This window comes from Methylomonas sp. AM2-LC (genome assembly GCF_039904985.1).
Lineage (GTDB): Bacteria > Pseudomonadota > Gammaproteobacteria > Methylococcales > Methylomonadaceae > Methylomonas.
In genome coordinates, this window is sequence record NZ_CP157005.1 from 2,511,296 (window position 1) to 2,536,655 (window position 25,360).

Here is a 25,360-nt window from a genome sequence, read left to right on the forward strand (position 1 = left end):
TAACATGAATTTTTAAATTTTACTTTCCTTAAAATTTTATATTACTTTAAACTAAATAGCTTGTAATAAATAATTTTTGGCGTATAGTGATCCACATCTTTTAGATTTGGAGATTTTAATGGTGCCTAGTGATTGGGAAAAGTTTGTTGAAGCTTTGAATAATACGACAGCAATGGCAGTTGCAGTATTGGCTTTATTTGTTGCGTTATCTGTAATTTGGAAAAAATAAATGGTGGTTTAGTATGCGTTTTAATTTATTAACTGATGCCTGGATACCGATTCAACATCAAGGTAGCCATCAAAAAATCAGCATGCAGCAACTACTTTGTGGCGAACAAACTGGCGAACTTTGTTTGCCGCGTGACGATATGGAACTGGCCTGCTTGCAGCTCCTATGTGCCATTACCCAAGTGTTATTTATCCCTAAAGATAAAAAGGCACTAGGCCAATTCGTTAAAGAACCGATAACGCCTGAAGTTTATACTGGTGCTTGCAAAGGAAAAATGGATTGGTTTGATTTGGGTCACCCGGAAACGCCGTTCATGCAAATACGTGGTGTAAAATCGACGCAGCCGACCCCAATGGATAAGTTGTTGGCCGGGGTTGCTGATGGTACCAACAAAGCCTTTGTCAATCCTCATGGGTTGGCTGAAGCTTTATGCGGCGGCTGCGCGGCTATTGCGTTATTCAATGTAGCTAATAATTGTCCGAGCATGGGCGGTGGATTTAAAGGTAGTTTGCGCGGTAGTACGCCGATTACGATCTTGATTAACGGGCGTACGCTTAGAGAAACACTCTGGTTGAATGTGTTGACTGAAGATATGGCAGAATCCGTCATGCCTTGGTACTCAGCGACCAAAGAACAGCTACCCAATTATCTGGACAGAATAAAAGCCGATACAAAAATACCGGCTTCCAGAATTGGGCTGAATCGCGGTTTGTTATGGCAACCTGCTTATTTTGAACTGTTGCCTTCTAAATTCTCGGCTAATTGCAGTTGCTGCGGATGTCACGGACCAGTTTATAACGGTTTTAATAAAGCCAAGTTTAACTACACGGTAGAAGGTATCTGGCCACACCCGTTATCGGCTCGGATTTTTACTGTTAAAAAAGGTGAAAGAGAAGAAAAGTTTCCTTCTTTTACTACCACGGCACCAACTTGGACGCACATGAGTCGGCTGGTGGTTGATCAGCAAAACGATAAAGAAGGTCAGCAAACCGCGCCAGTTATTCAGCAAGCCAGAACCTTTATGGTGACAGATAAGATTCAATTGATTATCGGTGGTTATCGCAATAATCAGGCAACTGTATTGGAGCGTCGCCATGAGTTATTTAGCTTGGCGCAAGGCTGGGCTGAGCATGGCAATGTGATTCAACAGATTATTACCGACGGTTTAGCATACAAAACAGCATTAAGAAAAGCGTTGTACCTGTTTGCTGTTGGCATTAAGGACAAAGTGAACGGTTCCGGTGTCAATCTTTGTGATCCTGTTGAAACCGTCTATTACCAACAAACTGAAAACTTGATGCATAACAGTTTGGCGGCTATTAAATTTGAAGCATCACAGGATGAATTGCGAACATTAAATAAGCAGCTAAAAGACATTGTTATAGATTTGTTCAACAAGGCCACAGAGTCTTACAGGCAAGAACCGAAAATGCTAAAAGCCTTGGCATTAGCAAGACGGTCTTTACATAAATCTTTTAATGAACTGGAACCCCAAGGAGAAACACTATGAGCGAGGAAAAGAATAAAACACCTGATTTTATGGCGTTATATGAACGCTATCAGGCATTAAAACCGGGTCCGCAAGCAGAATTAAAACGAGTCATGAATCCCTCTGATTTGATTGAAGTCCCCGCTTTTTACCGTGTGTTGCACACTGAAAGAGCCTATCCAAGTATGCAACGCTTGTTGTTTTGCTTGCCCCACATCAAAAATCGGGAAGGTGACCATTCATTAGGTAAGGCCTTGGCTAAAGCGGATATTAACGAAAAACGTTTGTTCATGGTGATACGTTCGCAAGAACCCAATGACTTAATTCAATTGCGCCGATTATTGAAACAAGCTAATCCGACGCTGGATTGGCTGTCGACCGCGAAGACTTTGTATTACTGGAATGACCAAGCTAAACGCCAGTTACTGGAAGATTTCTTCTATTATCAAAACACTAAACCAAAAGCCTCAGCTTAACACAAGGAATCCAAACCATGAACGAAAATTTTATCAACTACCACATCCTGATTTCTCATAGCCCATCCTGTTTGAATCGTGACGATATGAACATGCAGAAGTCAGCTATTTTTGGCGGTAAGCGTCGTGTTCGGGTTTCAAGTCAGAGCTTAAAAAGGACCATGCGGACTAGTGATTATTATCACCAGCATTTAGGCGCACCCAGTGTGCGTACCAATCATTTGGCCGATTTCCAACATCAAGCCGTTGCCGCATTATCCGACCGCTACGATGAACAACTTATCATACAAGCCATCGACTATATTTCTGGTAAAGATACTAGTGTAGACAATGCTAAAGACGATGCCGTTGCTTCTTGGGTTATAGAGGAAATTGCTTATTTTTGTGATCAAATCAAGAAATTGGAATTAGATGGCGTTGATGCAAAAAAATTACAAAAGTTGATCGAAAAAGACGGTCTAGCATTTCGGCAAGCAATAGCAAATGGCTTAGATATTGCCTTGTCGGGTCGCATGGCAACATCAGGTTTAATGAGTGAAGTCGGTAAAATTGATGGTGCTTTAGCTGTCGCCCACGCCATTACCACTCATGCTGTTGATGCAGACATCGACTGGTTTACAGCTGTTGATGATTTGCAAGCCCTGGGTTCTGCACACCTGGGTACTCAAGAGTTTTCATCCGGTGTTTTTTATCGTTATGCCAGCCTTAACCTTAAACAGTTACAGGTCAATCTCGGTTTATTATCCGACATGAAATCTGATGAAACAGTCGATAGTAGAACTAAAGCATTAGACATTGCTGCACATGTTTTACACATGTTGGCTACCGAAGTGCCTAGCGCCAAGCAACAAAGTTTCGCCGCACATAATCTCGCCGATGTGGCATTGGTCGGATTTTCCCATCAACCGATTTCTTTGGCTAATGCGTTTGAAAAACCAATCCAGTCCGACAATAAAGGCGGATTTAGGGAACCCTCAATCAATGAACTGAATAGCTATTGGGATAAAGTGCATCGCGGTTATGGATTGATTGAGCGTTGCGCCGAATTTGCATTGGATAGCGTGGTATTACCGACTGGAGTATTAACTAAGTCAACGCTGCCTGAGCTTGAAAGATGGCTAAGAAACAACGGTCAAGCCTAACCGGAAGAGACGTCATGAGAGAACATTTAATCTTAATACTGCACGGCCCGATGCAGGCTTGGGGACGGGAGAGTTTTGAGGGTTTAAGGCCTTCCGAACTCTTTCCCGGACGGAGTGCTTTACTCGGCTTACTGGGTGCCTGCTTAGGCATTGATCGTGCAGACCAAAAACAGCAACAAGCATTGGCAGGTAGTGTGTTGTTTGCGGTGCGGGTAGACCCAGTGTTCGATAAGAAAACACATAAGAGGATTGCTACTCAGAAAATGACTGACTATCACACCGTCAAAAATGCCAGAGAAGATTATCACGGCCTGAAAAACCACGACACCATTCAGACTTGGCGCGAATATTGGCAAGATGCCTGTTATACCGTTGCCGTGTGGAATAATGCCGGTGCCGTCGTTTCACTGGCTGACATTGCTCAGGCGGTTAAAAAACCTATTTATACGCCGGTATTGGGACGGCGTAGTTGTCCGTTGGCTAGGCCTTTGTTTGAATCTCAGTGCATAGCAGAATCAGCGTTAGCTGCATTGGCGCAAGTGGGTAATAATCAAGGCACCATCTATAGTGAAGAAGATAGTACAGGGGCAATACCTTTAAAAAAACGCGATGTACCCATTATTCATCAACCCCGGCAATTTTCCAGCCGTATCGTGTTTATGACGACAAGTACAGGAGAACGGCATGTACCTGAGTAAAATCCATATTTCCTGGCTGCAAGCCCAGAATACCTATCAGCTGCATCAAGCTTTATGGCGTTTATTTCCAGATTGCGAAGAAGCGGATCGTGATTTTCTTTTTCGTGTTGAGCAAATGCAAAAAGGTATTGGCGCTGAGGTATTGATGCAATCGACCACTCAGCCGCAAAGCAATGAACAAAGCCCGGCATTGCTTGCCGAGCGCGAATATGTTCTGAATGTTCAAAATGGTCAGCGGTTGCGTTTCAGGCTGCGAGCTAATCCTATTAAAACTATAAAAGACAGTAGCAAAGGCACCGTCGAGAAAAAAGGCAAAACATTCACTAAAACTGTGCGTGTACCTTTGTTGCACGAAGATCAGCAACAGGCTTGGTTGGAACGCAAGTTTCAAGCCTTTGCACAACTGGATACGCTAATCATGCAGCCGGAACCGGTCTTGTATTTCCGTAAAGCCAAGGAAGGCCGAAGCGGAAAAATACAGACGGTGATGTTTGATGGGATACTTACTGTTACAGATGCCGAAGCCTTTAATTACGAAGTTAAGCAAGGCATAGGCCCCGCCAAAGCCTTCGGCTGTGGCCTACTATCTTTAGCAAAGATATAAATTAAACCAAATTTAGTTTATATTTAGGTATATTCAAAATACGTGAGAACACTATGAATTTATCAAAAAACATTAAACCGATTAGCTATCTCAAGGCAAATGCCGCGCAAGTTGCTTTGGAATTAAAAGCCTCCGGTCAAGCAATGGTCATTACACAAAATGGAGAAGCTACCATGGTTGTTCAATCTGTTACCGAGTATGAACGACTGCAAGACAGCTTAGCCTTGTTGAAAATACTTGCCCAAAGCCAGCAAGCAGTTAGTCTAGGAAAGACTGTCTCCAGTGCTGATGCTTTTAGCCAATTGAGAGTGCAGCGCGGGCTAGCATGATGCTTGAGGTTGTTCTCTCTGAAGCAGCGTTGGCCGATTTGCTGGATATAAACCATTATTACTTATGCGAAGTCAGTGACCATGTCGCGAGTAAGATCATTGATGGCTTGGAATCTACTGTAAACAATTTAGCAGAATTTCCAGACAGAGGCAGTATCCCTAAGGAATTGTTAGCTTTAGGCATTCGGCAGTATCGACAAGTTATTGAAAAACCTTACCGGATCATTTATGAAACAGTTGCCGATAAAATTATTGTCCATGCCATACTTGATGGAAGACGCGATATGCAAAGTTTGCTGATACAGCGTATTTTGCGCGAGTAAGATTAAATCTATTTTTGAATGCAATATATTGTTATGGCTTCCGCATGTTAATGCAAGATTTAAATCGTTGAGCCTCTGCCTAGTCGCGGCTTCCCAAAATAAGGACTAAAATGCTCCCCCCACTAAAGCCAATTGCAATGAAAGAACGCGTATCAATGGTTTTTGTCGAAAAAGGCCAGATTGATGTAAAAGATGGTGCTTTTGTGGTGATAGACGAAACGGGTGTCCGCACACATATTCCGGTTGGTAGTATTGCATGTATCATGTTGGAGCCTGGCACGAGGGTTTCTCATCATGCTGTAGCATTGGCAGCTAGGGCAGGTACTTTGCTGGTTTGGGTAGGCGAGGCAGGGGTACGTTTATATGCCGCTGGTCAACCCGGTGGTGCACGTTCGGACCGTTTGTTATATCAGGCAAAACTGGCGCTTGATGATGCGGCACGTTTGAAAGTAGTTCGCAAAATGTATGAAATCAGATTTGGAGAAAAGCCGCCAGAACGGCGTAGCGTGGAACAGTTACGCGGCATTGAAGGTGCTAGAGTCAGAAAACTATATCAGTTACTGGCTAAACAGGCGGGTATTGAATGGAAAGGTCGCAACTATGATCAAACCCAATGGGATAATAGCGATGCAGCCAACCGCTGCATTAGTGCCGCAACTGCCTGTTTATATGGTATTTCAGAAGCGGCTGTGCTTGCCGCAGGATATGCGCCTGCTATTGGTTTTATTCACACTGGTAAACCCCTTTCGTTTGTATACGACATTGCCGATTTGTTTAAATTTGATGACATTATTCCTCATGCATTCAAAGTTGCCGCTAAAAACTATCCTAATCCAGAAAGAGAAGTAAGGTTGATGTGTCGGGATATTTTTCGGCAAACAAAAATTCTTAAAAAAATTATTCCAACTATCGAAGAAGTCTTATCAGCTGGTGAAATAGAATTACCTAAACCGTTTGAAGAAGCAATTGCTCCCGCAATCCCTAATACGGAGAACATTGGTGATGTTGGTCATCGTAGTTGAAAATGTACCACCAAGGTTACGTGGACGCCTTGCTGTTTGGTTGATAGAAATTCGTGCCGGTGTATATGTTGGTGATTTATCCGTTAAAGTTCGGGATGTAATTTGGTCGCAAATTGAACAAGGTATTGAGGATGGCAATGCTGTTATGGCTTGGACAACTAATACTGAATCGGGTTTTGACTTTAAGACTTTAGGCAAGAATCGGCGTTTGCCTGTTGAGTTGGATGGTTTAAAACTTGTGTCGTTTTATCCTGTAGAAGATGATGAAAACTAGGCTCTTTAACAATTTGGAAATGGATGTAAAAATTGGTAGAAATTTAACAGGACTATTTCTGTTTATCTAACAATCGGTTATGATTAGTGTGTTCCCCACGCCAGTGGGGATGAACCAAGCGGATGTGGAATTAGGCGGAACTGATCAAAAGTGTTCCCCACGCCAGTGGGGATGAACCTCCACCATTACAAGTGCCGTCTGAAATGCGTGGGTGTTCCCCACGCCAGTGGGGATGAACCGCAATGGGCCAAGAGATGGTTAACAAACTTTTCGTGTTCCCCACGCCAGTGGGGATGAACCGTAACATTCGGATGTTATTCATTTTACTGCAATGTGTTCCCCACGCCAGTGGGGATGAACCGCCTATTGTTTTAGAAATACCACCCGCGTACCTGTGTTCCCCACGCCAGTGGGGATGAACCGACTCAATTACACATCCTTTTTTAAGGAAAAGAGTGTTCCCCACGCCAGTGGGGATGAACCGCTTTGGAACGGTACAGGCTAATGCTTATTTTGGTGTTCCCCACGCCAGTGGGGATGAACCGTGTGGGCATTAGTGCTGCTTTTGCAATAACCCGTGTTCCCCACGCCAGTGGGGATGAACCGGCAACCAAACTCCATCCATACCTTTTTAGGGTGTGTTCCCCACGCCAGTGGGGATGAACCGCATCATTCTATCGCCCCTGTAACACGTTTTTGGTGTTCCCCACGCCAGTGGGGATGAACCGCTTTTATGGGAACGTATCCGGGAACTAGGCTGGTGTTCCCCACGCCAGTGGGGATGAACCGTAACTCCAGACTGTATTCATGATAATTCACTAGTGTTCCCCACGCCAGTGGGGATGAACCGTTAAAAAATAGTTGCATTAAATCGTAACTGTGGTGTTCCCCACGCCAGTGGGGATGAACCGGTGTGTGGAACTGGACAACGAACGACACCAGTGTGTTCCCCACGCCAGTGGGGATGAACCGCAAGCAGCCGAAGCGGTACCGGCGTAATCACCGTGTTCCCCACGCCAGTGGGGATGAACCGCAGGTTTTGATGTGGGGGTATCTGCGTGTGGAGTGTTCCCCACGCCAGTGGGGATGAACCGCAGGTTTTGATGTGGGGGTATCTGCGTGTGGAGTGTTCCCCACGCCAGTGGGGATGAACCGGCACTTATAATGGTATTGATTATTACATTAACGTGTTCCCCACGCCAGTGGGGATGAACCGCACAGGCCGCGCAAAATATGACGGCTAATAACGTGTTCCCCACGCCAGTGGGGATGAACCGTTGGTACTAATACCCCGTTTTGTACGCTATATGTGTTCCCCACGCCAGTGGGGATGAACCGGCATTGAACTAAATTCCCAGATATGGGGCGCGGTGTTCCCCACGCCAGTGGGGATGAACCGAGCATGATGGAACGGCGGTGGTGTATTTTGGTGTGTTCCCCACGCCAGTGGGGATGAACCGATTGCCAAAACCCATGGCATTAAATGCGTTGCGTGTTCCCCACGCCAGTGGGGATGAACCGCCCTTACAACAGAGCAGAATAAAATCGCTTAAGTGTTCCCCACGCCAGTGGGGATGAATCGACTGTCGAAACCTTTATCGCTACGCGGCGGAAGTGTTCCCCACGTCAGTGGGGATGAACCGTTTATCGAACTGTGATAGGTTGTTGAATTGATGTGTTCCCCACGTCAGTGGGGATGAACCGCAATCAATACATATAACCGTGCTGACTTTATAGTGTTCCCCACGCCAGTGGGGATGAACCGCAAAAGTTATCACGTTTAGCGAAAACGCTGATGTGTTCCCCACGCCAGTGGGGATGAACCGGCTCTGATCAATGGTCAGGAAGAGAAAGCAATGTGTTCCCCACGCCAGTGGGGATGAACCGCAGACAATCAAAACGGTAACTAACACAATAAAGTGGCAGGTATACATTTTATACCTGCGCTTATTTCTGTTTAGCCATTTGTTTAAATCATATGGCTCATACCTGTACAATTTAATAGGATTTACAAGCTTAAGCAGGTTTTAAATTTGTACCTTATTTTTGATTTTGAAAATTGACAAATTTTAATAAACTAACGTCAGGCCCGTTACAAATCTTTTTTAGAGCCAATTCAAATTTCACATTAATACTTAATGATTATTTTTGGTTAGTCTGTATCATAGCTAGCATCAGTTTAATCAATCACTTTCAGGAGACTACCATGTCTACAATCTCAAGTGTTTCACCCCATGCTATGCAATACATGCAAGCAAATACCCAGGTTAAAAACAATCAACCACCTGCGCCCGCTCAAAATTCGGTGCAAACCAGTGTACAAACCCTCAATCAGGTAAGTTCGGCTGGCAGCCATAGTGGTAGTAAAGGTAGCTTGATTAATACATTTGCGTAAAGTTAACGGTTTAGCGTTTAGTAGAATAGGGTGCTTATATCCTATTTTGCCGTAGATTACGTGCCGCCCATACACTAGCAGCTTGTTTTAGGCAGATTCTTAAAAAGGCCTGCTGTCAATCGTTAAGCATTTAACTTGCCCGCCTTAAACTGGTTTTTTGGTTTTACCCACGGCCAAATACGCAATAATTAAAGCCAAGCCGCTGGCCAGCGCTGCAATAACAAACACTTGCATTGCCCCCAAACTATCCCAAAAATATCCGCTGTATAAACTACCCAGCATACCACCAATGCCAAAACTGATACTGGCATATAAGGCTTGTCCTATGCCCTGGTGATGGTCGCCAAAATATTGGCTTAGTAATTGAATAGCCACCACATGCGCCACGCCAAAGGTAGCCGCATGTAAGAGTTGCGCAAATACCAATAGCGGTGCAATATCAGGCTCATAGGCAATAATAGTCCAGCGCAGCACACTTAAGCTTAAACTGCCAAGCAATAAGGTGCGCAAGCTAAACCATTTAACTAAGCGTGCAAACAGAATAAACATAATAATTTCTGAAAAAACACCCAGCGCCCAAAATAAACCGGTTACGGTGGCGGTATAGCCGTGCTGTTTTAAATAAACAGAATAAAACACGTAATACGGCCCGTGCGATATTTGCAATAACAGATACACCAGCAAAAATGCAATCACTTCTGTTCGGCCAATTACCTGCCAGATTTTAGTCTGCGTATGCAGTAAGGGGATGCTTTTCGCTTCGGGTGTTATCACCGCTATCATCCAATTTAATACCATAATTATGCTAATAATCACTGGTAAATGGGCAATAGAAAAATAATCCAAACTTCTGCCTATACCCAATACCGCAGCAATAAAACCCACAGAACCCCATAAACGGATACGGCTGTAATGCTGGGGGGTGGCGTTTAGGTGTAATAGGGTAACGGCTTCAAATTGCGGCAGCGAGGCATTCCAAAAAAAGCTAAAGCCGACAGTTACATAGGCGTACCATGCATAATCAACCTGATACAGAAAGCCAGCAAACAGCAAAGCAGAAAGAAAGGTGGTGTAACGAATCAGTCTTAGCCGTTTGCTGCTTTTATCGGCTATCCAGCCCCAAAGATTGGGTGCAATAATTTTGGTGGCAACTAATAGCGCGGTTAGTTGGCCAATTTCGCTGGCATTAAAACCGCTCTGTTGCAGGTATAAGCTCCAGAACGGTAAAAATGCACCTAAAATGGCAAAATAACAGGCATAAAATGCCGATAATCGCCAATACGGTACGCTCATTTAACGTAAATTGGGCAAACCCGTATTTACATGCAGATTTTGTGCGCGATGGCGTAATAAATGATCCATAAGCACGATAGCCACCATGGCTTCTGCAATGGGTGTAGCGCGTATGCCTACGCATGGGTCGTGTCGACCTTCTGTCACCACTTCCACTGCTTCTCCGTGATTATTAATGCTGCGGCCCGCCAAGCGTAAGCTAGAGGTGGGTTTTAGGCAAATACGGGCAACAATGTCTTGGCCACTGGATATACCACCCAAAATGCCGCCGGCGTGGTTGCTCAAAAAACCGCTAGGTGTCATTTCATCACGAAACTTAGTGCCTTTGGTATTAATACACTCAAAGCCATCGCCAATTTCCACACCTTTAACGGCATTAATGCTCATCAGCGCATGTGCCAAATCCGCATCCAGCCTGTCGAAAATAGGCTCACCTAAACCGGGTGGTACCAAACTGGCAATCACTTCAATTTTTGCGCCAATGGATTCGCCCTCTTTACGCAAGGCATCCATATAGTTTTCCATTTCAGCCACTTTACTGGCATCCGGACAGAAAAACGGATTATTGCCAATTTCCTGCCAATCAAAGTGTTCAATTTTAATCGGGCCTAATTGCGATAAATATCCGCGTACTTGTATGCCGTATTGTTCATACAGGTATTTTTTAGCAATACCGCCTGCTGCCACACGCATGGCGGTTTCGCGGGCAGACGAGCGACCACCGCCCCGATAATCTCTAAAACCGTACTTTTGTTGATAGGTATAGTCTGCGTGGCCAGGTCTAAAATTGTCGGCAATTTTGCTATAGTCTTTAGAACGCTGGTCTGTGTTTTCTATCATTAAACCAATCGGGGTGCCGGTGGTTTTCCCCTCAAATACACCCGACAAAATTTTAACCTGATCAGCCTCGCGGCGTTGGGTAGTGTGTCTAGAGGTACCCGGTTTGCGTCTGTCCAGATCTTCCTGTAAATCGGCTTCGCACAAGGCCAGGCCGGGGGGGCAACCGTCTACAATGGCACCAATTGCAGGGCCATGGCTTTCGCCAAAAGTGGTAACGGTAAAAAGTTTTCCTATGCTATTTCCAGACATGTTTATAAGGCACTTACAAATAAAGAATGATAATCAACCAGTTGTTCGGCGGTCAGTAGAAAGACTCCATCGCCACCATGTTCAAATTCCAGCCAGAAAAAAGGCACATCAGGAAAAAGTAACTGTAAGGTTTCGGCACTATTGCCCACTTCAACAATTAATATACCCGTTTCTGCTAAATAATCTTTAGCATTAACCAATATTTTTATAACCAGATCCAGACCATTTTCGCCGCCTTTAAACCCTAAGGCGGGTTCGGTATGAAACTCGGCTGGCAAACCTTCCCATTCCGCGCGGCTAACATAGGGTGGGTTACTGACAATAATATCGTAAGGTGTAACAGGTAAATCGCTAAATAAATCCGATTGATAAAGTGTTACGTGTTCTTGTACCTGATGTTTATCCACGTTAATTTCAGCAACGGACAGGGCATCGGCAGATAAATCCACGGCATCAATGTGTGCTTCAGGAAAGGCATACGCGCAGGCAATGGCAATGCAGGCACTGCCAGTACATAAATCCAATATATTAAATACCTGTTCTTCTTCTACCCAGGGTGCAAATCGTTCGGTAATTAATTCCGCAATGGGCGAACGCGGCACCAACACGCGTTCGTCAACATAAAAAGATAAATTGGCAAACAGTGCTTCATGCGTTAAATAGGCAGAGGGTTTACGCTCTGTGACGCGGCGGATAAGCAAGTTAACAATGGCTTCGCGTTCAGTACTGGTAAGCAACGTGTCCAGATAGGCATCGCCCAAATCATAAGGCTGATGCAAGGTGTGCAGAACGATGGCTGCAGCTTCATCCAGGGGTGTTAAAGTGCCATGCCCTAAAAATACCTGATGTTCAGCAAAACGACTAGCTCCCCAACGAATATAATCCCTAATGCTGTGTAACGATGTGATAACATCAGTCTGGTTAATGTTCATGTCTTATCTAAAATTGAAAGCAAGCTATAATTTTAAACTAAACACTTTACTTTTGCCCGAATAAAGCACCGCGCAATGCCTATTGCTGAATTACTACCCGCCGAATCGTTAACCGATAATACTGTCTATCAGCATTGTTTGCAGTCTTTGCAGGCAGATACTCTGGTGTTACCTACTATTCCAGATATTGCCGTTAAAATTCGGCGTGCTATCAATAATCCGCATACCACTATCAATCAAATTGCGCGTATTGTGCAAATAGACCCCAGTATTACCGCGCGATTAATTCATATTGCCAATAGTCCTTTGTATTGTGGCCGACGTAAAACCGAAAGTTGCCCAGAGGCGTTAACCCGTCTGGGTCTTAATGCCGCACAAGATATTATTACCGCATTAGCTTTAAAATCGGTGTTTACGGCTAAAACCCCGCATATTCGTCAAAAAATGCAAGCATTATGGGAGCACTGTAGTTATGTGGCTGCCATTAGCATGGTATTGGCGCATAAAACCCCTGGCTTTGATCCAGACCGCGCCATGCTGGCCGGATTAATTCATGATATTGGTATCGTGCCAATCTTCACCTATGCCGATACCCTTGCCGCCAACCCCGACCAACTTTCTCAGGCAGCAAAAGCCTTACGAACTCCAATAGGGGTAGAAATTATTACACGCTGGGATTTTCCAGAAGATTTTGCTGACATCATTCGTTATGCAGAAGATTGGTTTCGCAAGGGAGATGCAACAGCCAGTTATAGCGATGTCGTTATGATGGCGCAGTTACATAGTTTTATTGGCAAGGTCGATAGTAAAAAGCTGCCAAAATTTAACGAATTACCGGCCTATTATAAGTTGGTATCCGGGCATATGGATGTGGAAACCAGTCTTAATATTATGGATGAAGCGCGCGACGAAATAGAGCAAATCAGACATTTTTTGCATTAATTATCAATATCGGCCATCGATTAGTCTGTACCTGGTTTGCAGAGTCAAACTCTAAATACAATACGCAATGTAAGTTTTGCGGTAAATATAGACTTAATATTTACGGCTTGCTGGCAATAGCAATCGCTTAGTGTTTGACTAGAAAAAATTGGGTCATTACCAAACTTTCTGCATCTAGCGCATCTACCCATTGTTCGGGTTGTTGAGCAGAAAATCGATAAACTTTACCGGTATGCGCACCTTCTACCAAATAAGCGCCAATGCCAGTAAAAACCAGTAATTGATTCGTTAACTCAACTGGGGTTGCGGGTGGTGATAATAAGTGAACGACAGCTTCAGTCTGCTTGATTTCGGGTTTTGTGTCACAACAGTTCATATCATTATTCTCCTTCTGCATTCTGCAACAAATTGAGTGTTGTAAATCCAGGTCGTGGTATTAATCGTTGCAAAAGTTTTTGCAGTTTATTTTTTAAGGCTGATATTGAAAAGCCGTTCGTCCAGAGCTTGTCGAAAGATGGGCGGTCATTTTCACGCAAGTACTTATGAAACGATTAATACGATGAAAACAGAATTAACTATAAAATTTAAAAGTACAATTGTCTGTAATGAAATTCACTTTGTATCTGCAAAATAGTTAACACACCTAGTTACTATCAGTTGCTGTAAGGTTCACGAACTGCACGTCACCATGTCGCAATATAGCTTCGCCTATTACAACCTATACCTGTTATCACACTATTTTTTTGGGTTTATTGTATTCTGGTGCAAATATAACCCGTATACTTACCTGAATCATTAAAATATCTGCTAGACTTTTTCGATTATGTTGAAGCCTTAGCAAATTCCATTGTTGGTTATCGATGCAATCCGCACTGCTGTTCGATTGCTGTTTATTGACGCTTGTGGAAATTCAGGTAGGGTAAAAGCCCATAAATCTAGAGAGATATTAAAAGGAAGTCAGGTTAATAGATGATCTTGACCACTCAGCACTCTACTCGATACCTTTAATTTCATTTTAATTTAGACACATTATATGAAAAATACTGCCATTTTTATTCTTCTGCTCTTGGGCGCTTTATTGTTTTTCCCACTAGCCAATCTACTGGGCCTATCAGATCAAAACGAACCCATTGCTGTATTACCGGGGCATTCAGAAAAATTTACGATGGTGTCTAAAATTCTGCAAAATAAGTGTGTAGACTGCCATTCGCCCGGTATGATGCGCGCAACTCTTTATTCCGATTTACCCGTGGTTCGCGAATATCTTAAACAGGATATTGAACTGGCCCGTGCAAGGCTGGTTTTGTCAGAACAATTTTTTAGTGGAGAAAAACCGGCAACGCCTCTGATGTTAGCGCGATTGCAGGGGGTTATTAAACACGACGAAATGCCGCCCGAAGAATACCGCCTGATGCATTGGACAGGCAGTTTAACTGAAAAAGAAAAGGCCATCATTCTGGCCTGGATTGATGAGCAACGTGCCAATTTGGCCTGGAGTAAAGATACCGTTGCAGAATTAAAAGCAGAACCCGTACAGCCTTTGCCCTTAACCACAGAGTTAAATCCAGAGTTGGTCGCTTTAGGCAAAAAATTATTCCACGATCCTTTGTTATCGGCTAATGATAAGTTGAGTTGCGCTTCTTGCCATGATTTAACAAAAGGTGGCACCGATCAATCGAAAGTATCTACGGGTATTAATGCGCAACAAGGGCCAATTAATTCGCCCACTGTGTATAACGCCATGTATAACATTGCCCAATTTTGGGATGGTCGCGCAAAAGACTTGCAGGAACAGGCCGCAGGCCCTGTAAGCAATCCCAAGGAAATGGGTGCGCAATGGGATAAAGTGATTGAAAAACTAAAGCAAGTGCCAGATTATCAACAGGCTTTTGCAACACTCTATCCAGCACAGGGTTTAACCAAAAATACAGTAACCGCCACTATTGCCGTTTTCGAACAAGCGCTGCTAACCGGTAATTCACGTTTTGATCAATATTTACGTGGTAATACCACGCTGTTAACCAGCGAAGAGAAACACGGATACGCCTTGTTTAAAGACAATTGTAGCAGTTGCCATTTAGGTCCGGTATTAGGTGGTTTGTCGTATGAAAAAATGGGCGAAGAGTATTTTAAATCGCGTAGCGACCCGCTAACCGAAGCGGATAATGGCCGCTACAATGTCACCAAGCAGGAAAAAGACCGCCATTATTTTAAAGTACCCACTTTGCGTAATATTGAAATAACCCATCCGTATTTTCATGATGGCACTGTTGATAGTTTGGCCGAAGCCGTTCAGAAAATGGGCAAGGTACAAGCCAATAAAAACTTTACTACTGAGGAAATTGCCGATTTAGTCGCTTTTCTGAAAACCTTAACAGGTGAGTATCAGGGCAAGAGCTTATTACAATTGAAAATGGAAGATTTTAATAGTTAATCCAATTTCACATACATCCAGATGGATTAACAAGTCTGCTGGGTGTTATGCAAGAATTTTTGTTAAGCCGCTTACAAAACGCTGAATACACATCATCGGCTAGTCCGTTCGTGGTGAGCCTAGCCGATCCGACGTAAAGGGTGCGGTTCGTAAACTCACCACACCCCACGGCAGTTAAAAATCAAGCAGCAATTTTGTTTGAATTTATATTGTCGATTTGACCCAAAATGTAAATCAAAGGTCGTTCATCAGTACCATTAATGCGTTCAATCCATGCGGTGATGGTACTGGATTTAAGCCAGCGATTAAAAGCAAGGCATTGTACTTTGTTAACATAACCAAATTTTCCAGCTAAAGTTTCGATTCTTACAGCATTGGGGTCAATATCGTTTTCTGGCTCTAATACAAAATTTACCGCTGTGCCAATGGTAATATCATTAAGAGAAATAGACTCTCGATAATAACGAAAACCTGCAACCTCAATATAAAACTGATAAGGTGCATTGATACCATCAAAGGGATTTATCAGGGAAAAGCCATCATTAGGCAGTTTAGCTCCGGTATGTCCAAGCAATGCAAAATCGGATATATTTATATCGGCAGCCAATCGCCACTGCTCAAGATATTTATGAAAATCCCCTCGTTTACGAGGCGGTACTCGACGTAAAAAAGTGTCTAAAACCCCTTCTTGATATTCCTGAGAATATTTACGGAATGCAGGATAACCCATAAATCCTTCATTCTGCGCATTGAAAAAATCTACTGTATTGGGAAGATAACGAAAAACATAAGTCTCTTCGACCGCACACACTTCACCGACCACAAACCTTTTTCTCGATTTGCCTTCTGGTGACTGCCAAACTAAAAGCAGCCTGCTAGGTTGGAGGATGTGATTAATAAAGTTCATTGATAACGCTCAAATTTTTGTTTTATGGCTCTTACTCTTTGTGTTACTAAGTGACAAATAAAATCTGCTCTTTTTGATGATAATGGTACTGATATTGAGTACTGTGTACAATTATTCAGTATAGAGTGCAATTGCTCTTGTGAAAATAAATCTAAAGTGTTGTTTATACAATAAATTAAATCAGGATGCTTGTTCGTTAGTAGCGTTAACAAGCGTATATGCTGACATGATTTATCATCGTTCTGGTGCCATTTTAAATGATGTCGACCCTTATTAATATAGGCGGCCATTTTGTTTTTTGAATAAAAGTCAGACATTTTTGATTCTAAAATTTCATAACCGAGACTCGTACCGTTATCAAAAACAGGTGACAATCTGACTCTACGAGCACGTACTTGGTTCCAAAGTAATTCCCAGTTATCTTGATGGCGATCTGTATTACCGATTATGCTATCAAATAGCAGCATACCGCACCAAGACTCTAACCAATTTGTTTCAAATTCAACATTCTTATTAATGACTGTTAAAAACAGCTCAATTGATAAAAAATTATGCTCTTTACCTTTTTTCCTATCATAACTAGGTATTAAAGCTGACATAATGTCACCACCTGATACGCTAAGCTCATTGGCTTGATCAGGATAGTTTAAAAACCATTCTATCAGTGAACCACAAATATTTTGTTCACTATTGTAAGCAACAAATGCTGGTGGCACTGGAATACCTAACATACAGCCAATTCTATAAGCAATTATTTCTGTCCAGTATTGATCTGGAATACTCCTTTTTTTAGTTTGAAAGGAATGCTTAAATAAATATCGGTGGTTTTCAATCAAAAAACTGTAATCAGTGCCAGTCGGGCTTATCAATAGCGATTTGTCACGTGCACCTTCAGGGTAAATCTCAAATTGATCATCACCTTTCCAGCTTGCAATATCAACAACCTGATGGTTAGGCTGTTCGATTAATACCCCTTCACGCCTCATATTACGCCAACATATCCCAATTATCCGACACAATTAAACTCACATCAGCACACTAAACCCAAAACCCGCCTTGCTAATTAACAGCTTTAACCTACAGGCCTAAACGCTGGCGATTAACTTTATTTTGTTCCGTATCTTGGCAATTAACTTCTAAGACCCTTACAAAAACGCAGTATGCACACCATCGGCTAGTCCGTTCGTGGTGAGTCTAGTCGAACCATGAACGGACTAGCCAATCCGACGTAAAAAATACAGACTAATTTATTGCTAAGCGCTTAAAATTTGATTTTTACCGTTCTGCAAACATAGCTATATAGTAACCTCTAATTCATAATATATTAGTATTTTATAGCTCACCATTGCTGTAATGCACTAAATAAATTGACACAAAACATGGATACAGAATCGTAAAAGGTAACTTGAAATTATGCATGACATGAAGGCACAAACAGATGAATTAACAAGTCCGCTGGGTGTTATGCCAGAATTATCGTTTTACATAGTAAAAAATAAGAAAACTATTTAGCTAGCGTTAAGGCAGCTGCTAGCGCATCCAGTTTTGGCGTAATAGCTTGGCCGACGACTAACTGCGGTTGGGATGGATCGAGACTTTCCAGTTTTTCGCGGGCATTTATCAGCTTTTGTGCTGTTTGTAAGGCATAAACAACTGATTTTTCATGTGGCAAAGTATCTTTAAATAGTGCTTCGCCAAAGTAGGTAAAATCAACATCATCACTACAGCCGAAAGAGGTTTTATCGGCTGCTGCCGCAGTAGCGATCAGGGTGTTTTCATTTTGTAAAGCATCGATAAAGCCACCGGAATAACAGGACGAGATAATAATTACTCGCCATTTAATACCTGCTTCATCTAGCATAGTGCGCAGTTTTTCTGGGCTAATGTCATTCAGCGCCAGGGGCCAGAATTGCACACTCAGTTTATGATCTTTAGAACCATGACTGCTTAAGTACAGAAACAAGACATCTTCTGCTGGGTTGATAATGCTACCGATATGCTTTAAGGTTATACTCAGGTTGCTAGCGTTAGCCAGTGGCAGGCTATCGTGGGTGGCTATATTGTTGATCAAGTTGATAGAATGCCCCAGCGTATCGAACTGCATATCCATTAGCTCTTTGGCATACGTGACTTCCTTGCTGAACACATCCTGCATTGCATAGCCAGCAAAACCGATAAAAAATAAATCGGTGTAACCATCACGTTGCGGCTGCATTTGTTGTAAGGCGGCATCCAGTAATTTAGGTTGCTGATACATCAATTGTTCAGCATCTATAGCCTCAAACTTTGCATAGGGATTTGGCTCATCTACTTCTTTTTCTGGTGCTGAATTCCAAAAATAGTCAAATTCATCAAATTCAAAATAATTGCTACTCCAAATGATGGGAGCTAATCCCGCTATCAATACAGCTAGCGTGAGTAATTTTTTATGACTGGCAACAATGAAAATAGCTTTATACAAGACAACAAGATAGTAAATACCAATAACAATCGGTAATATCCTAATAACAATATCCGCTGTTTGCTTTACTTCAAGAACATGAATATAGATTAATAATGGACTAAACAGCCACGATATACTTAATGTAGTGACACAAAGTGCCAAAAATAGTGCTGATTCTTTCCAGAGTTTAAGTACTAAGTAGATGCCGAGATAAAATAGCAACTGGCTATAACAATAAGTTGGCAGTGCAAATTCAACAAAAACCGGCCTCGGTAATGCTGCAACATAGCCAAATACCAAGTTTAACAGAAAATCCAGTAGTAATAGCAAGACTACTTGATCGGTATTGACAACAAATTGCTCGACTGAGCATTTGCGGAATACAGCAATGCGAAAACCTAACACTAGATTTGTTTTACAGTCTTTTAAAAGCTGTAGCATAAACCTTAGCTCTATTGTGCGGCTACTAGAGAATTGTAGCTTGACGATAATGTTTAATTACCAAACACATCCGCGCCTTTAGGTGGCTTGAAATTAAACATATCGGCATTTAATGTTGGATTAAGTTGAATGTTGGTAAAATAAATACGCGTTAATTGACCAAAATTATCGCTTAATTCCATGCCAGCCAACTGTCCAGCGTTTAGGCCAATCAGTACGTATTTAAAACCACTTTCCTCGTCTTTGGGTACTAGTTTAATCCAGTTCATGTCGGTATCCTTACCTTGTTCTTCCAGTTTAAATTTTTCTTCCAGATTCACTTGACCGGTTAAGAGCAGGGCAGGGGTAGAGCCTAGCGAATCATCCAAATTCTTAACGGTAACTTGTTCCAGATCGGCATCGTAAAACCAAACTTTGCCACCATTCGAGACTATTTCTTGCACAAATGGCTTTTCATAATTCCAACGAAATTTGCCGGGCCGGTTTAAATAAAATTTACCATAACTGCTTTTGCCGGGATGGCCCGCTTTATCCAGACTCACTTGCTGAAAATCGGCACTCATTGATGCGCTGTGCGATAAAAAAGATTTAAGCTGCGCAAGCGGCGACTCCTCGGCACATGCCGAGTGCCAGAAACAGACAAAAAGTACGCAAGTTGCCAGTAATTTAATCATCATAATTTAAAAGGGGTTAAGGTTATTGATCCAGGAGGGATCTGTCGTTGCCGAAGCGCCGCATTCTGATAATTGAGTAGGCCCAGAATTGGCTATATAAGGGTAAAGTTGCGCACCTGCACATTTTTCGCTGCTGAGTAAACCACTGCCCGATTCTATCCATTTCATTTCAATATTATCGGGTGGTACTAAAACCACGGGTTTTTTAGAGACTTGCCGCATTAATTCCGCCCAAATCTGCAAAGCACCACTGCCACCTGTCAAACCAGTGGGTTTATTATCATCACGACCTATCCACACCACAGATAAAAAGTCGCCACTAAAACCGGCAAACCAACTATCGCGTAAGCCGTTGGTGGTGCCAGTTTTCCCCACTAGCGCCATATCGGTATGCAGATAATTGTAGGCAGAGTGGCCGGTACCAGAGCGCATGACTTCTTGTAAAATGGTATTGGTGATAAACGTGGCAGCCGGATCTACGGCTTGATGTACCGTTAACGGATAACTTTGCAATGCTTGACCATTGGCTGCATTGACAGCGCGTATAGAGCGCAACGGTGTCGCATAACCATCACCCGCTAGCGTTTGGTAAAGCTGTGTGACTTCAAACGGGGTGAGTGGCGATGCACCCAGTAAAAATGAAGGATACAGTTCAACAGCCCGGTTTACACCCATACTTTTCAGTGTGTTGGCAATGCGCGATAAGCCAACATCCATACCAATACGCACGGTAGCCAGATTAAAAGAGTTGGCTAAAGCCGTATGCAGCGCAATGGAACCATGTTCTTTATTATCAAAGTTTTTAGGCGTCCACAGTTTACCCTTTTCGGCTTCAATTTCCATAGGGGTATCACTGACTGTAGTGGTTATCGTGTATCGGTCTGGATATTCCAGTGCAGTCAGGTAGATGACGGGTTTGATCAACGACCCAATAGGTCTAACTGCGTCCAGCGCACGATTAAAACCCGTGGTTGCAGAATTACGACCGCCAGATAAAGCCACAATTTCGCCACTATCACGACGTGTAACAATGGCGGCGCTTTCCAGATCGTCACTTTTGGGGCTTTTTTCCAGTTGTTTAAGTTTAGTCAGTATCGATTGTTCCAGAGTATCTTGAATACGCGTATCCAGTGTAGTAACGATACGCAAGCCTTCTGAAGTTAAATCTTCTTCTTTATATTCTTGTTTTAATTGGCGTTTAACTAGGTCTATAAAATCAGGATAACGATTGGCAGAGCGATGCGTAACCGTAGCTACATTCAGCGGTTCACTTTTGGCGGCACTCACTTGTTGCGGTGTTATATAGCCTTCTTGCTGCATAGAATCCAGAACCAGATTACGGCGCTCCAATGAACGTTCTGGATTTTTACGCGGATCATACATGGAAGGTCCACGCACCAAAGCCACTAAGGTGGCCATTTGTGGCAGCGACAGGTTTTTTAAAGACTCACCAAAATAAAATTCACTGGCTAGCCCAAAACCATGTACTGCACTGGCTCCATCCTGACCCAGAAAAATTTCATTCAGATAGGCTTCCAGGATTTCATTTTTGCTATAACGGTATTCCAGAATAAAAGCCATTAAGGCTTCGTTAATTTTACGCACCAGACTGCGCTCGTTGGTCAGGAAAAAGTTTTTAACCAATTGTTGCGTAATAGTACTGCCACCCGCCACCATGCCACCCGCTTTAACGTTAGTCCACATGGCACGGATAATACCTTTCGGCGATAAACCAAAGTGATTATAAAAGTCGCGATCTTCCGTAGAAAATAAACCCTGCAATAATTGCTGCGGTGTTTCATCCAGTTTAATGAGAATACGGTCTTCTTTTAGAGTAGGGTAAAAACTGCCAATTTGTACCGGATCCATGCGTAAAATGGCCACATCGCTATTGGTATCGACATCAGTAATGGTGGTAATGGCACCTGCTGCAAAATTAATAATAATTTTTCGACCTTTTTCTTCCGTATCACCAAAGTTAAAAGTGCGAGTTTTAACAGCCATTTGCGACGCTTTCAGGAAATAGGAGCCTTCACCATTTAATTGTTCATCCTGACGATAGTGCAATTGTATTAAAAGATCTTCAAAGCTCTTGCTGGTAATAGGATAACCTACATAAAGCTCTACAGGGCTGGCATACACACGCGCAGGTATAGACCAACGCTTGCCTTCAAATTGTTCACGCACTTTGTAATCAAGATACCCCATATAGGAAAACAAGCCAAAACCTGCTAACAAGATGATCGGGATGATCAAATGTAGTAGCCAGGATGATTTGGACGTGGTTTTCCGACGCCGGGTGGGGCGGCTAGTGGTGGTGGTTTTATTGGGTCTTCTGGCCATTAAATAATTATTTATAGACTCGCTGTAGTTGTTAATTGCAACATTATTCGCACTGATTAGCCTGCAATAGCTAATGAGTGCTGACAATATAGAGGATAGGAAAACCTGATGGTGGAGTTGAGAATGATTCGATAATATTAAATTAAGTGATTAATTTTAATATACAAATACTCTAAATTAACCCGTTTTTCAGTGTTTTTCCAACATTCCAAACGGGTAATTATGCAACATTTGCACGGTGAAAACTATATGGCTTAATGTAAATGAATACAGAGCCATCAGTTTAATAGCACTGTTGAACAAATTTTTCGTTCCAACCAGCTGTTGGCGGAACGAAAAATAAGAATCAAAATCAGGTGTCGTACTTGATTTTTTTGTCTGTCGATTTATTGAATACGGTGCCTAATACATTCACATCTTTTAATAAGGTCATTACCCGTTTCAAATCTTCTGTTTTGGTATTTCCCTCGTCAACCACCAGTAATACAGAATCTACATAAGGAGAGAAAGCTAAAGCGTCATCCTGAGACAGAATAGGGGGCATATCAAAAATGATGATTCGCGAAGGGTAGCGGCTTTTTAGCTCTGATACGAGTTTAAGCATTTTCGGGGAATGCAGCATTTCCGTAGAATTAACCATGGGCTTACCCGCAGGCAAAATAACTAGGCGCTGTATGCCGGGATTAATCAATAAAGTGCTTAGTTCTGTGTCATTCAATAAGTAATCGCTTAACCCCGCTTGTGCGTTAAAACCAAACAGGGTGTTGATAGCCGGATTTTTGAAGTTGGCATCGACCAATAATGCGGTTCTATTGAGCTCCATAGCAATACAGATGGCCAGATTTGCCGCTGTTAAGCTATTACCGGTACCGTTGCTGGTGCTGGTAATTGCCAGCGTTTGCCAGTTGTTAACATCAAACGCTTGCAAACAGCGGGTACGTAACATCCGGTAAGATTCCAGCCATACACCCGGCTGTAAAATCGATATGAGTCGATTTTGTTTAAGCAGTTGATCGTTGGCAACCTGGATACGGGTTTGTGTGTAAGCAATATTGGCATTTTCATGGGAATTGCCACTTTGCTGTCTGTTTTCCTGATGCGATTCAGTCGAGTTCATTGTAAAAATCCAGTTAAATTATAAATTGCTGGCTATGCGCAATAGTTTCAGCCAAAACACATCCAGTGGCATGATAATGAAATGAAAAGCGATCGCCACCGCCAGTATGATTAGCAGGCAAGTGAAAAATAAGGCTTTACGTTGCTTAAGACGATCCAGATGTTCCTTATGGCTTTCAAAATAGGGGATAGTCGCTAACGGCGCTGTGCCTATGATATGGGTAATGGCTTTTTCACTATGAATGCTGGAGTCCATCATTTCTGCCAGACCCAACACCGCAAAACCGCCTAAAATAGCTAGCACAAAACCCAGGAACACGATGACATTACGTTTCGGACTTTGTGCTTCGCTAGGTAGTTGTGGTGGTTCAATCAGGGTAAAGCGTTCGCCTTTTTTCTGTAACTCTAATTGTTGGGCAATTTGTGCTTCCATTTCACGCGTACTCACTTCGCGATAGCGGACATTGGTATTATCCAACTCCTGAATCATATCCATGTATTCTTTTTCAATTAAGGGCGATTTGCGTAGATTATCGCGCAGTTCATCAATGCGATGCTTAAATTGAGCGCGGGTTTGGGCCAGAGATTTAATGTCACTATCTACACTGTCCAGTTGTGCTTTTAGCGAAATATAGGCTGGATTGTCAGGTTGAACCACGACATTCGAATATTCGTGTTGTTTAGCTTCAACCATGCTTTGCTGCAATGATGATATTTCTTTTTGCAGTTTAATCACATCGGGATGTTTTTCAGAATACTGTTTTAATAATAAACCCAGTTGTGATTTTTTATCAGTCAACTCTGCTGCCATGGCACTCAAATCGGTATTGGAACCAATTTCATTTTTTAAAGAATCAATTTCTCTTTTTGCTTTTAATACATCCGGGTGGGTGTCTGAATAACGTGAAACCATAGACGGATATTGGGATTGCAATTCTTTCAAACGGTCTTTCATATCATATACCCGATTACCCGCTGCATTAACAGAGGTGGTATTCGGATCGATTTGTGCTAACTCGCCAATGATATAAAAACGGCGTTCTTGAGCAGAGCGATCTTGGGTATCCAGACTCAGTAACTGATTATTCAACGAGGTTAATTCCTGTTGATTTAATTGATTGGCTTCGGGTAACTGGTTAAGATTTTTTTCTTTGAAACCGGCTAAGCTTGCTTGAATTTCGATGATTTTGTCTTTTAAACGTTTCGATTCCTCATTTAGAAACAATGCGGCATTATCGGCAGATTCGGTACGTGATTTTATGTTTTCTTTAAGAAACAGCGAGACCAGTTCGTTATCGACCTGTTGCGCCACCTCGGCAGATGTATTGTCAAAAGCTAGAATAAAAGCAATGGTGGCTTTAGTGGGTTGTCCATTACGTGGATCAATAACGTCAGCACTGACCGTATCTACCCTAATGCTTTTACGCATTTTTTCCAGCACCCGTTCTTCCGTTTTGTTTTTCAATAAATCGGCATACAGGTTAAATTTTTTGATGATATCCATCAAATTAGATCGCGACATAATGCGTTGGCTGATTTGTTGAATACGCTGATCAGCAAAGGTGGTGACGGTTGATCGGACCAGCTCGGATGGAATTTCCTGTTCTTCAATTAAAATCGTTGCAGATGATCGGTAAATTGAAGGTAAAACGACAGCAACCACTATTGATATCAGGAAAATAACGAAAAAGGGGATGATGACGAATCTTCTGCGTCTCTTGATTATCTTAAGATAATCTTTAATATCGGGCGTTTGATTTTCCAC

The 25,360-nt window shown here is 42.6% G+C and carries 23 protein-coding genes and 1 CRISPR repeat array; of the genes, 12 read left to right on the forward strand and 11 right to left on the reverse strand.

Going from position 1 to position 25,360, the window contains the following annotated elements; all coding sequences use genetic code 11:
- The first annotated feature begins 242 nt into the window (after nt 1-242).
- The 10 genes from casA (at nt 243) to ABH008_RS11385 (ending at nt 8,981) form a co-directional block, all read left to right on the forward strand.
- Nucleotides 243-1,739 carry a type I-E CRISPR-associated protein Cse1/CasA gene (casA, locus tag ABH008_RS11340; RefSeq protein WP_347985727.1) on the forward strand — a complete coding sequence of 499 codons (1,497 nt, stop codon included), beginning with the start codon at nt 243-245 and terminating at the stop codon, nt 1,737-1,739.
- Entirely contained in the window at nt 1,736-2,194 is a 459-nt protein-coding gene (casB, locus tag ABH008_RS11345) for a type I-E CRISPR-associated protein Cse2/CasB (protein WP_347985728.1), read from the forward strand. Before casA ends, casB begins: the two co-directional genes overlap by 4 nt.
- A 17-nt stretch (nt 2,195-2,211) precedes the next feature.
- Nucleotides 2,212-3,336, forward strand: a complete 1,125-nt coding sequence (gene cas7e, locus ABH008_RS11350) for a type I-E CRISPR-associated protein Cas7/Cse4/CasC (protein WP_347985729.1) — start codon at nt 2,212-2,214, stop codon at nt 3,334-3,336.
- Nucleotides 3,337-3,350: 14 nt separating this feature from the next.
- Nucleotides 3,351-4,034, forward strand: a complete 684-nt coding sequence (gene cas5e / locus ABH008_RS11355; RefSeq protein WP_347985730.1) for a type I-E CRISPR-associated protein Cas5/CasD — start codon at nt 3,351-3,353, stop codon at nt 4,032-4,034.
- Nucleotides 4,021-4,638 (forward strand): type I-E CRISPR-associated protein Cas6/Cse3/CasE, encoded by a 618-nt coding sequence (cas6e, locus tag ABH008_RS11360; RefSeq protein WP_347985731.1) that lies wholly within the window; start codon nt 4,021-4,023, stop codon nt 4,636-4,638. Before cas5e ends, cas6e begins: the two co-directional genes overlap by 14 nt.
- Before the next feature lie 53 nt (nt 4,639-4,691).
- The gene (locus tag ABH008_RS11365) at nt 4,692-4,967 is read left to right on the forward strand and encodes a type II toxin-antitoxin system Phd/YefM family antitoxin (protein ID WP_347985732.1); all 276 of its coding nucleotides are present in this window, start codon (nt 4,692-4,694) and stop codon (nt 4,965-4,967) included.
- The gene (locus tag ABH008_RS11370) at nt 4,964-5,290 is read left to right on the forward strand and encodes a type II toxin-antitoxin system RelE/ParE family toxin (RefSeq protein ID WP_347985733.1); all 327 of its coding nucleotides are present in this window, start codon (nt 4,964-4,966) and stop codon (nt 5,288-5,290) included. The genes ABH008_RS11365 and ABH008_RS11370 overlap by 4 nt, the downstream gene beginning before the upstream one ends.
- A gap of 137 nt (nt 5,291-5,427) precedes the next feature.
- A complete protein-coding gene (gene cas1e / locus ABH008_RS11375; RefSeq protein WP_347985734.1) occupies nt 5,428-6,312 on the forward strand; it encodes a type I-E CRISPR-associated endonuclease Cas1e in 885 nt (294 codons plus the stop codon).
- Entirely contained in the window at nt 6,293-6,586 is a 294-nt protein-coding gene (gene cas2e, locus ABH008_RS11380; RefSeq protein WP_347985735.1) for a type I-E CRISPR-associated endoribonuclease Cas2e, read from the forward strand. The genes cas1e and cas2e overlap by 20 nt, the downstream gene beginning before the upstream one ends.
- An 88-nt stretch (nt 6,587-6,674) precedes the next feature.
- Nucleotides 6,675-8,473: direct repeats of the CRISPR family, unit length 29 nt; unit sequence GTGTTCCCCACGCCAGTGGGGATGAACCG.
- Between the two features lie 319 nt (nt 8,474-8,792).
- Entirely contained in the window at nt 8,793-8,981 is a 189-nt protein-coding gene (locus ABH008_RS11385; RefSeq protein ID WP_347985736.1) for a hypothetical protein, read from the forward strand.
- Nucleotides 8,982-9,125: 144 nt separating this feature from the next.
- Here the strand turns inward: ABH008_RS11385 and ABH008_RS11390 are convergent, their stop codons facing one another.
- Genes ABH008_RS11390 through prmB form a run of 3 tightly spaced genes read right to left on the reverse strand, consistent with a single transcriptional unit; the run spans nt 9,126 to nt 12,295 of the window.
- Complete coding sequence (locus ABH008_RS11390) at nt 9,126-10,274, reverse strand: MFS transporter (RefSeq protein ID WP_347985737.1); 1,149 nt, start codon at nt 10,272-10,274, stop codon at nt 9,126-9,128.
- Nucleotides 10,275-11,363, reverse strand: coding sequence for a chorismate synthase (aroC, locus tag ABH008_RS11395; protein ID WP_347985738.1), 1,089 nt, complete (start codon nt 11,361-11,363; stop codon nt 10,275-10,277). It lies immediately after the preceding gene.
- A gap of 2 nt (nt 11,364-11,365) precedes the next feature.
- The gene (prmB, locus tag ABH008_RS11400; protein WP_347985739.1) at nt 11,366-12,295 is read right to left on the reverse strand and encodes a 50S ribosomal protein L3 N(5)-glutamine methyltransferase; all 930 of its coding nucleotides are present in this window, start codon (nt 12,293-12,295) and stop codon (nt 11,366-11,368) included.
- Between the two features lie 75 nt (nt 12,296-12,370).
- Between prmB and ABH008_RS11405 the strand changes: the two genes are divergently transcribed.
- A complete protein-coding gene (locus tag ABH008_RS11405; protein WP_347985740.1) occupies nt 12,371-13,237 on the forward strand; it encodes an HDOD domain-containing protein in 867 nt (288 codons plus the stop codon).
- Nucleotides 13,238-13,364: 127 nt separating this feature from the next.
- Here the strand turns inward: ABH008_RS11405 and ABH008_RS11410 are convergent, their stop codons facing one another.
- Complete coding sequence (locus ABH008_RS11410; protein WP_347985741.1) at nt 13,365-13,613, reverse strand: hypothetical protein; 249 nt, start codon at nt 13,611-13,613, stop codon at nt 13,365-13,367.
- Between the two features lie 657 nt (nt 13,614-14,270).
- On the opposite strand from ABH008_RS11410, the gene ABH008_RS11415 reads away from it, so the two are divergent.
- Nucleotides 14,271-15,671 (forward strand): cytochrome c peroxidase, encoded by a 1,401-nt coding sequence (locus tag ABH008_RS11415; RefSeq protein WP_347985742.1) that lies wholly within the window; start codon nt 14,271-14,273, stop codon nt 15,669-15,671.
- A gap of 181 nt (nt 15,672-15,852) precedes the next feature.
- Here ABH008_RS11415 and ABH008_RS11420 read toward each other — a convergent pair whose 3' ends face one another.
- The 7 genes from ABH008_RS11420 to ABH008_RS11450 all read right to left on the reverse strand — a co-directional run bounded on the left by ABH008_RS11420 (nt 15,853) and on the right by ABH008_RS11450 (nt 25,360).
- Nucleotides 15,853-16,578 carry an HIRAN domain-containing protein gene (locus ABH008_RS11420; protein WP_347985743.1) on the reverse strand — a complete coding sequence of 242 codons (726 nt, stop codon included), beginning with the start codon at nt 16,576-16,578 and terminating at the stop codon, nt 15,853-15,855.
- Nucleotides 16,575-17,564, reverse strand: coding sequence for a HipA domain-containing protein (locus ABH008_RS11425; protein ID WP_347985744.1), 990 nt, complete (start codon nt 17,562-17,564; stop codon nt 16,575-16,577). The genes ABH008_RS11420 and ABH008_RS11425 overlap by 4 nt, the downstream gene beginning before the upstream one ends.
- Nucleotides 17,565-18,082: 518 nt before the next feature.
- Nucleotides 18,083-19,462: a C13 family peptidase gene (locus tag ABH008_RS11430; protein WP_347985745.1), complete on the reverse strand. Its 1,380-nt coding sequence runs from the start codon at nt 19,460-19,462 to the stop codon at nt 18,083-18,085.
- A gap of 53 nt (nt 19,463-19,515) precedes the next feature.
- The gene (lolA, locus tag ABH008_RS11435; RefSeq protein ID WP_347985746.1) at nt 19,516-20,139 is read right to left on the reverse strand and encodes an outer membrane lipoprotein chaperone LolA; all 624 of its coding nucleotides are present in this window, start codon (nt 20,137-20,139) and stop codon (nt 19,516-19,518) included.
- A 3-nt stretch (nt 20,140-20,142) separates the two neighbouring features.
- Nucleotides 20,143-22,479 (reverse strand): penicillin-binding protein 1B, encoded by a 2,337-nt coding sequence (gene mrcB, locus ABH008_RS11440; protein WP_347985747.1) that lies wholly within the window; start codon nt 22,477-22,479, stop codon nt 20,143-20,145.
- A gap of 352 nt (nt 22,480-22,831) precedes the next feature.
- Nucleotides 22,832-23,596 (reverse strand): CpsD/CapB family tyrosine-protein kinase, encoded by a 765-nt coding sequence (locus ABH008_RS11445; RefSeq protein WP_347985748.1) that lies wholly within the window; start codon nt 23,594-23,596, stop codon nt 22,832-22,834.
- Nucleotides 23,597-23,614: 18 nt separating this feature from the next.
- Entirely contained in the window at nt 23,615-25,360 is a 1,746-nt protein-coding gene (locus ABH008_RS11450) for a Wzz/FepE/Etk N-terminal domain-containing protein (RefSeq protein ID WP_347985749.1), read from the reverse strand.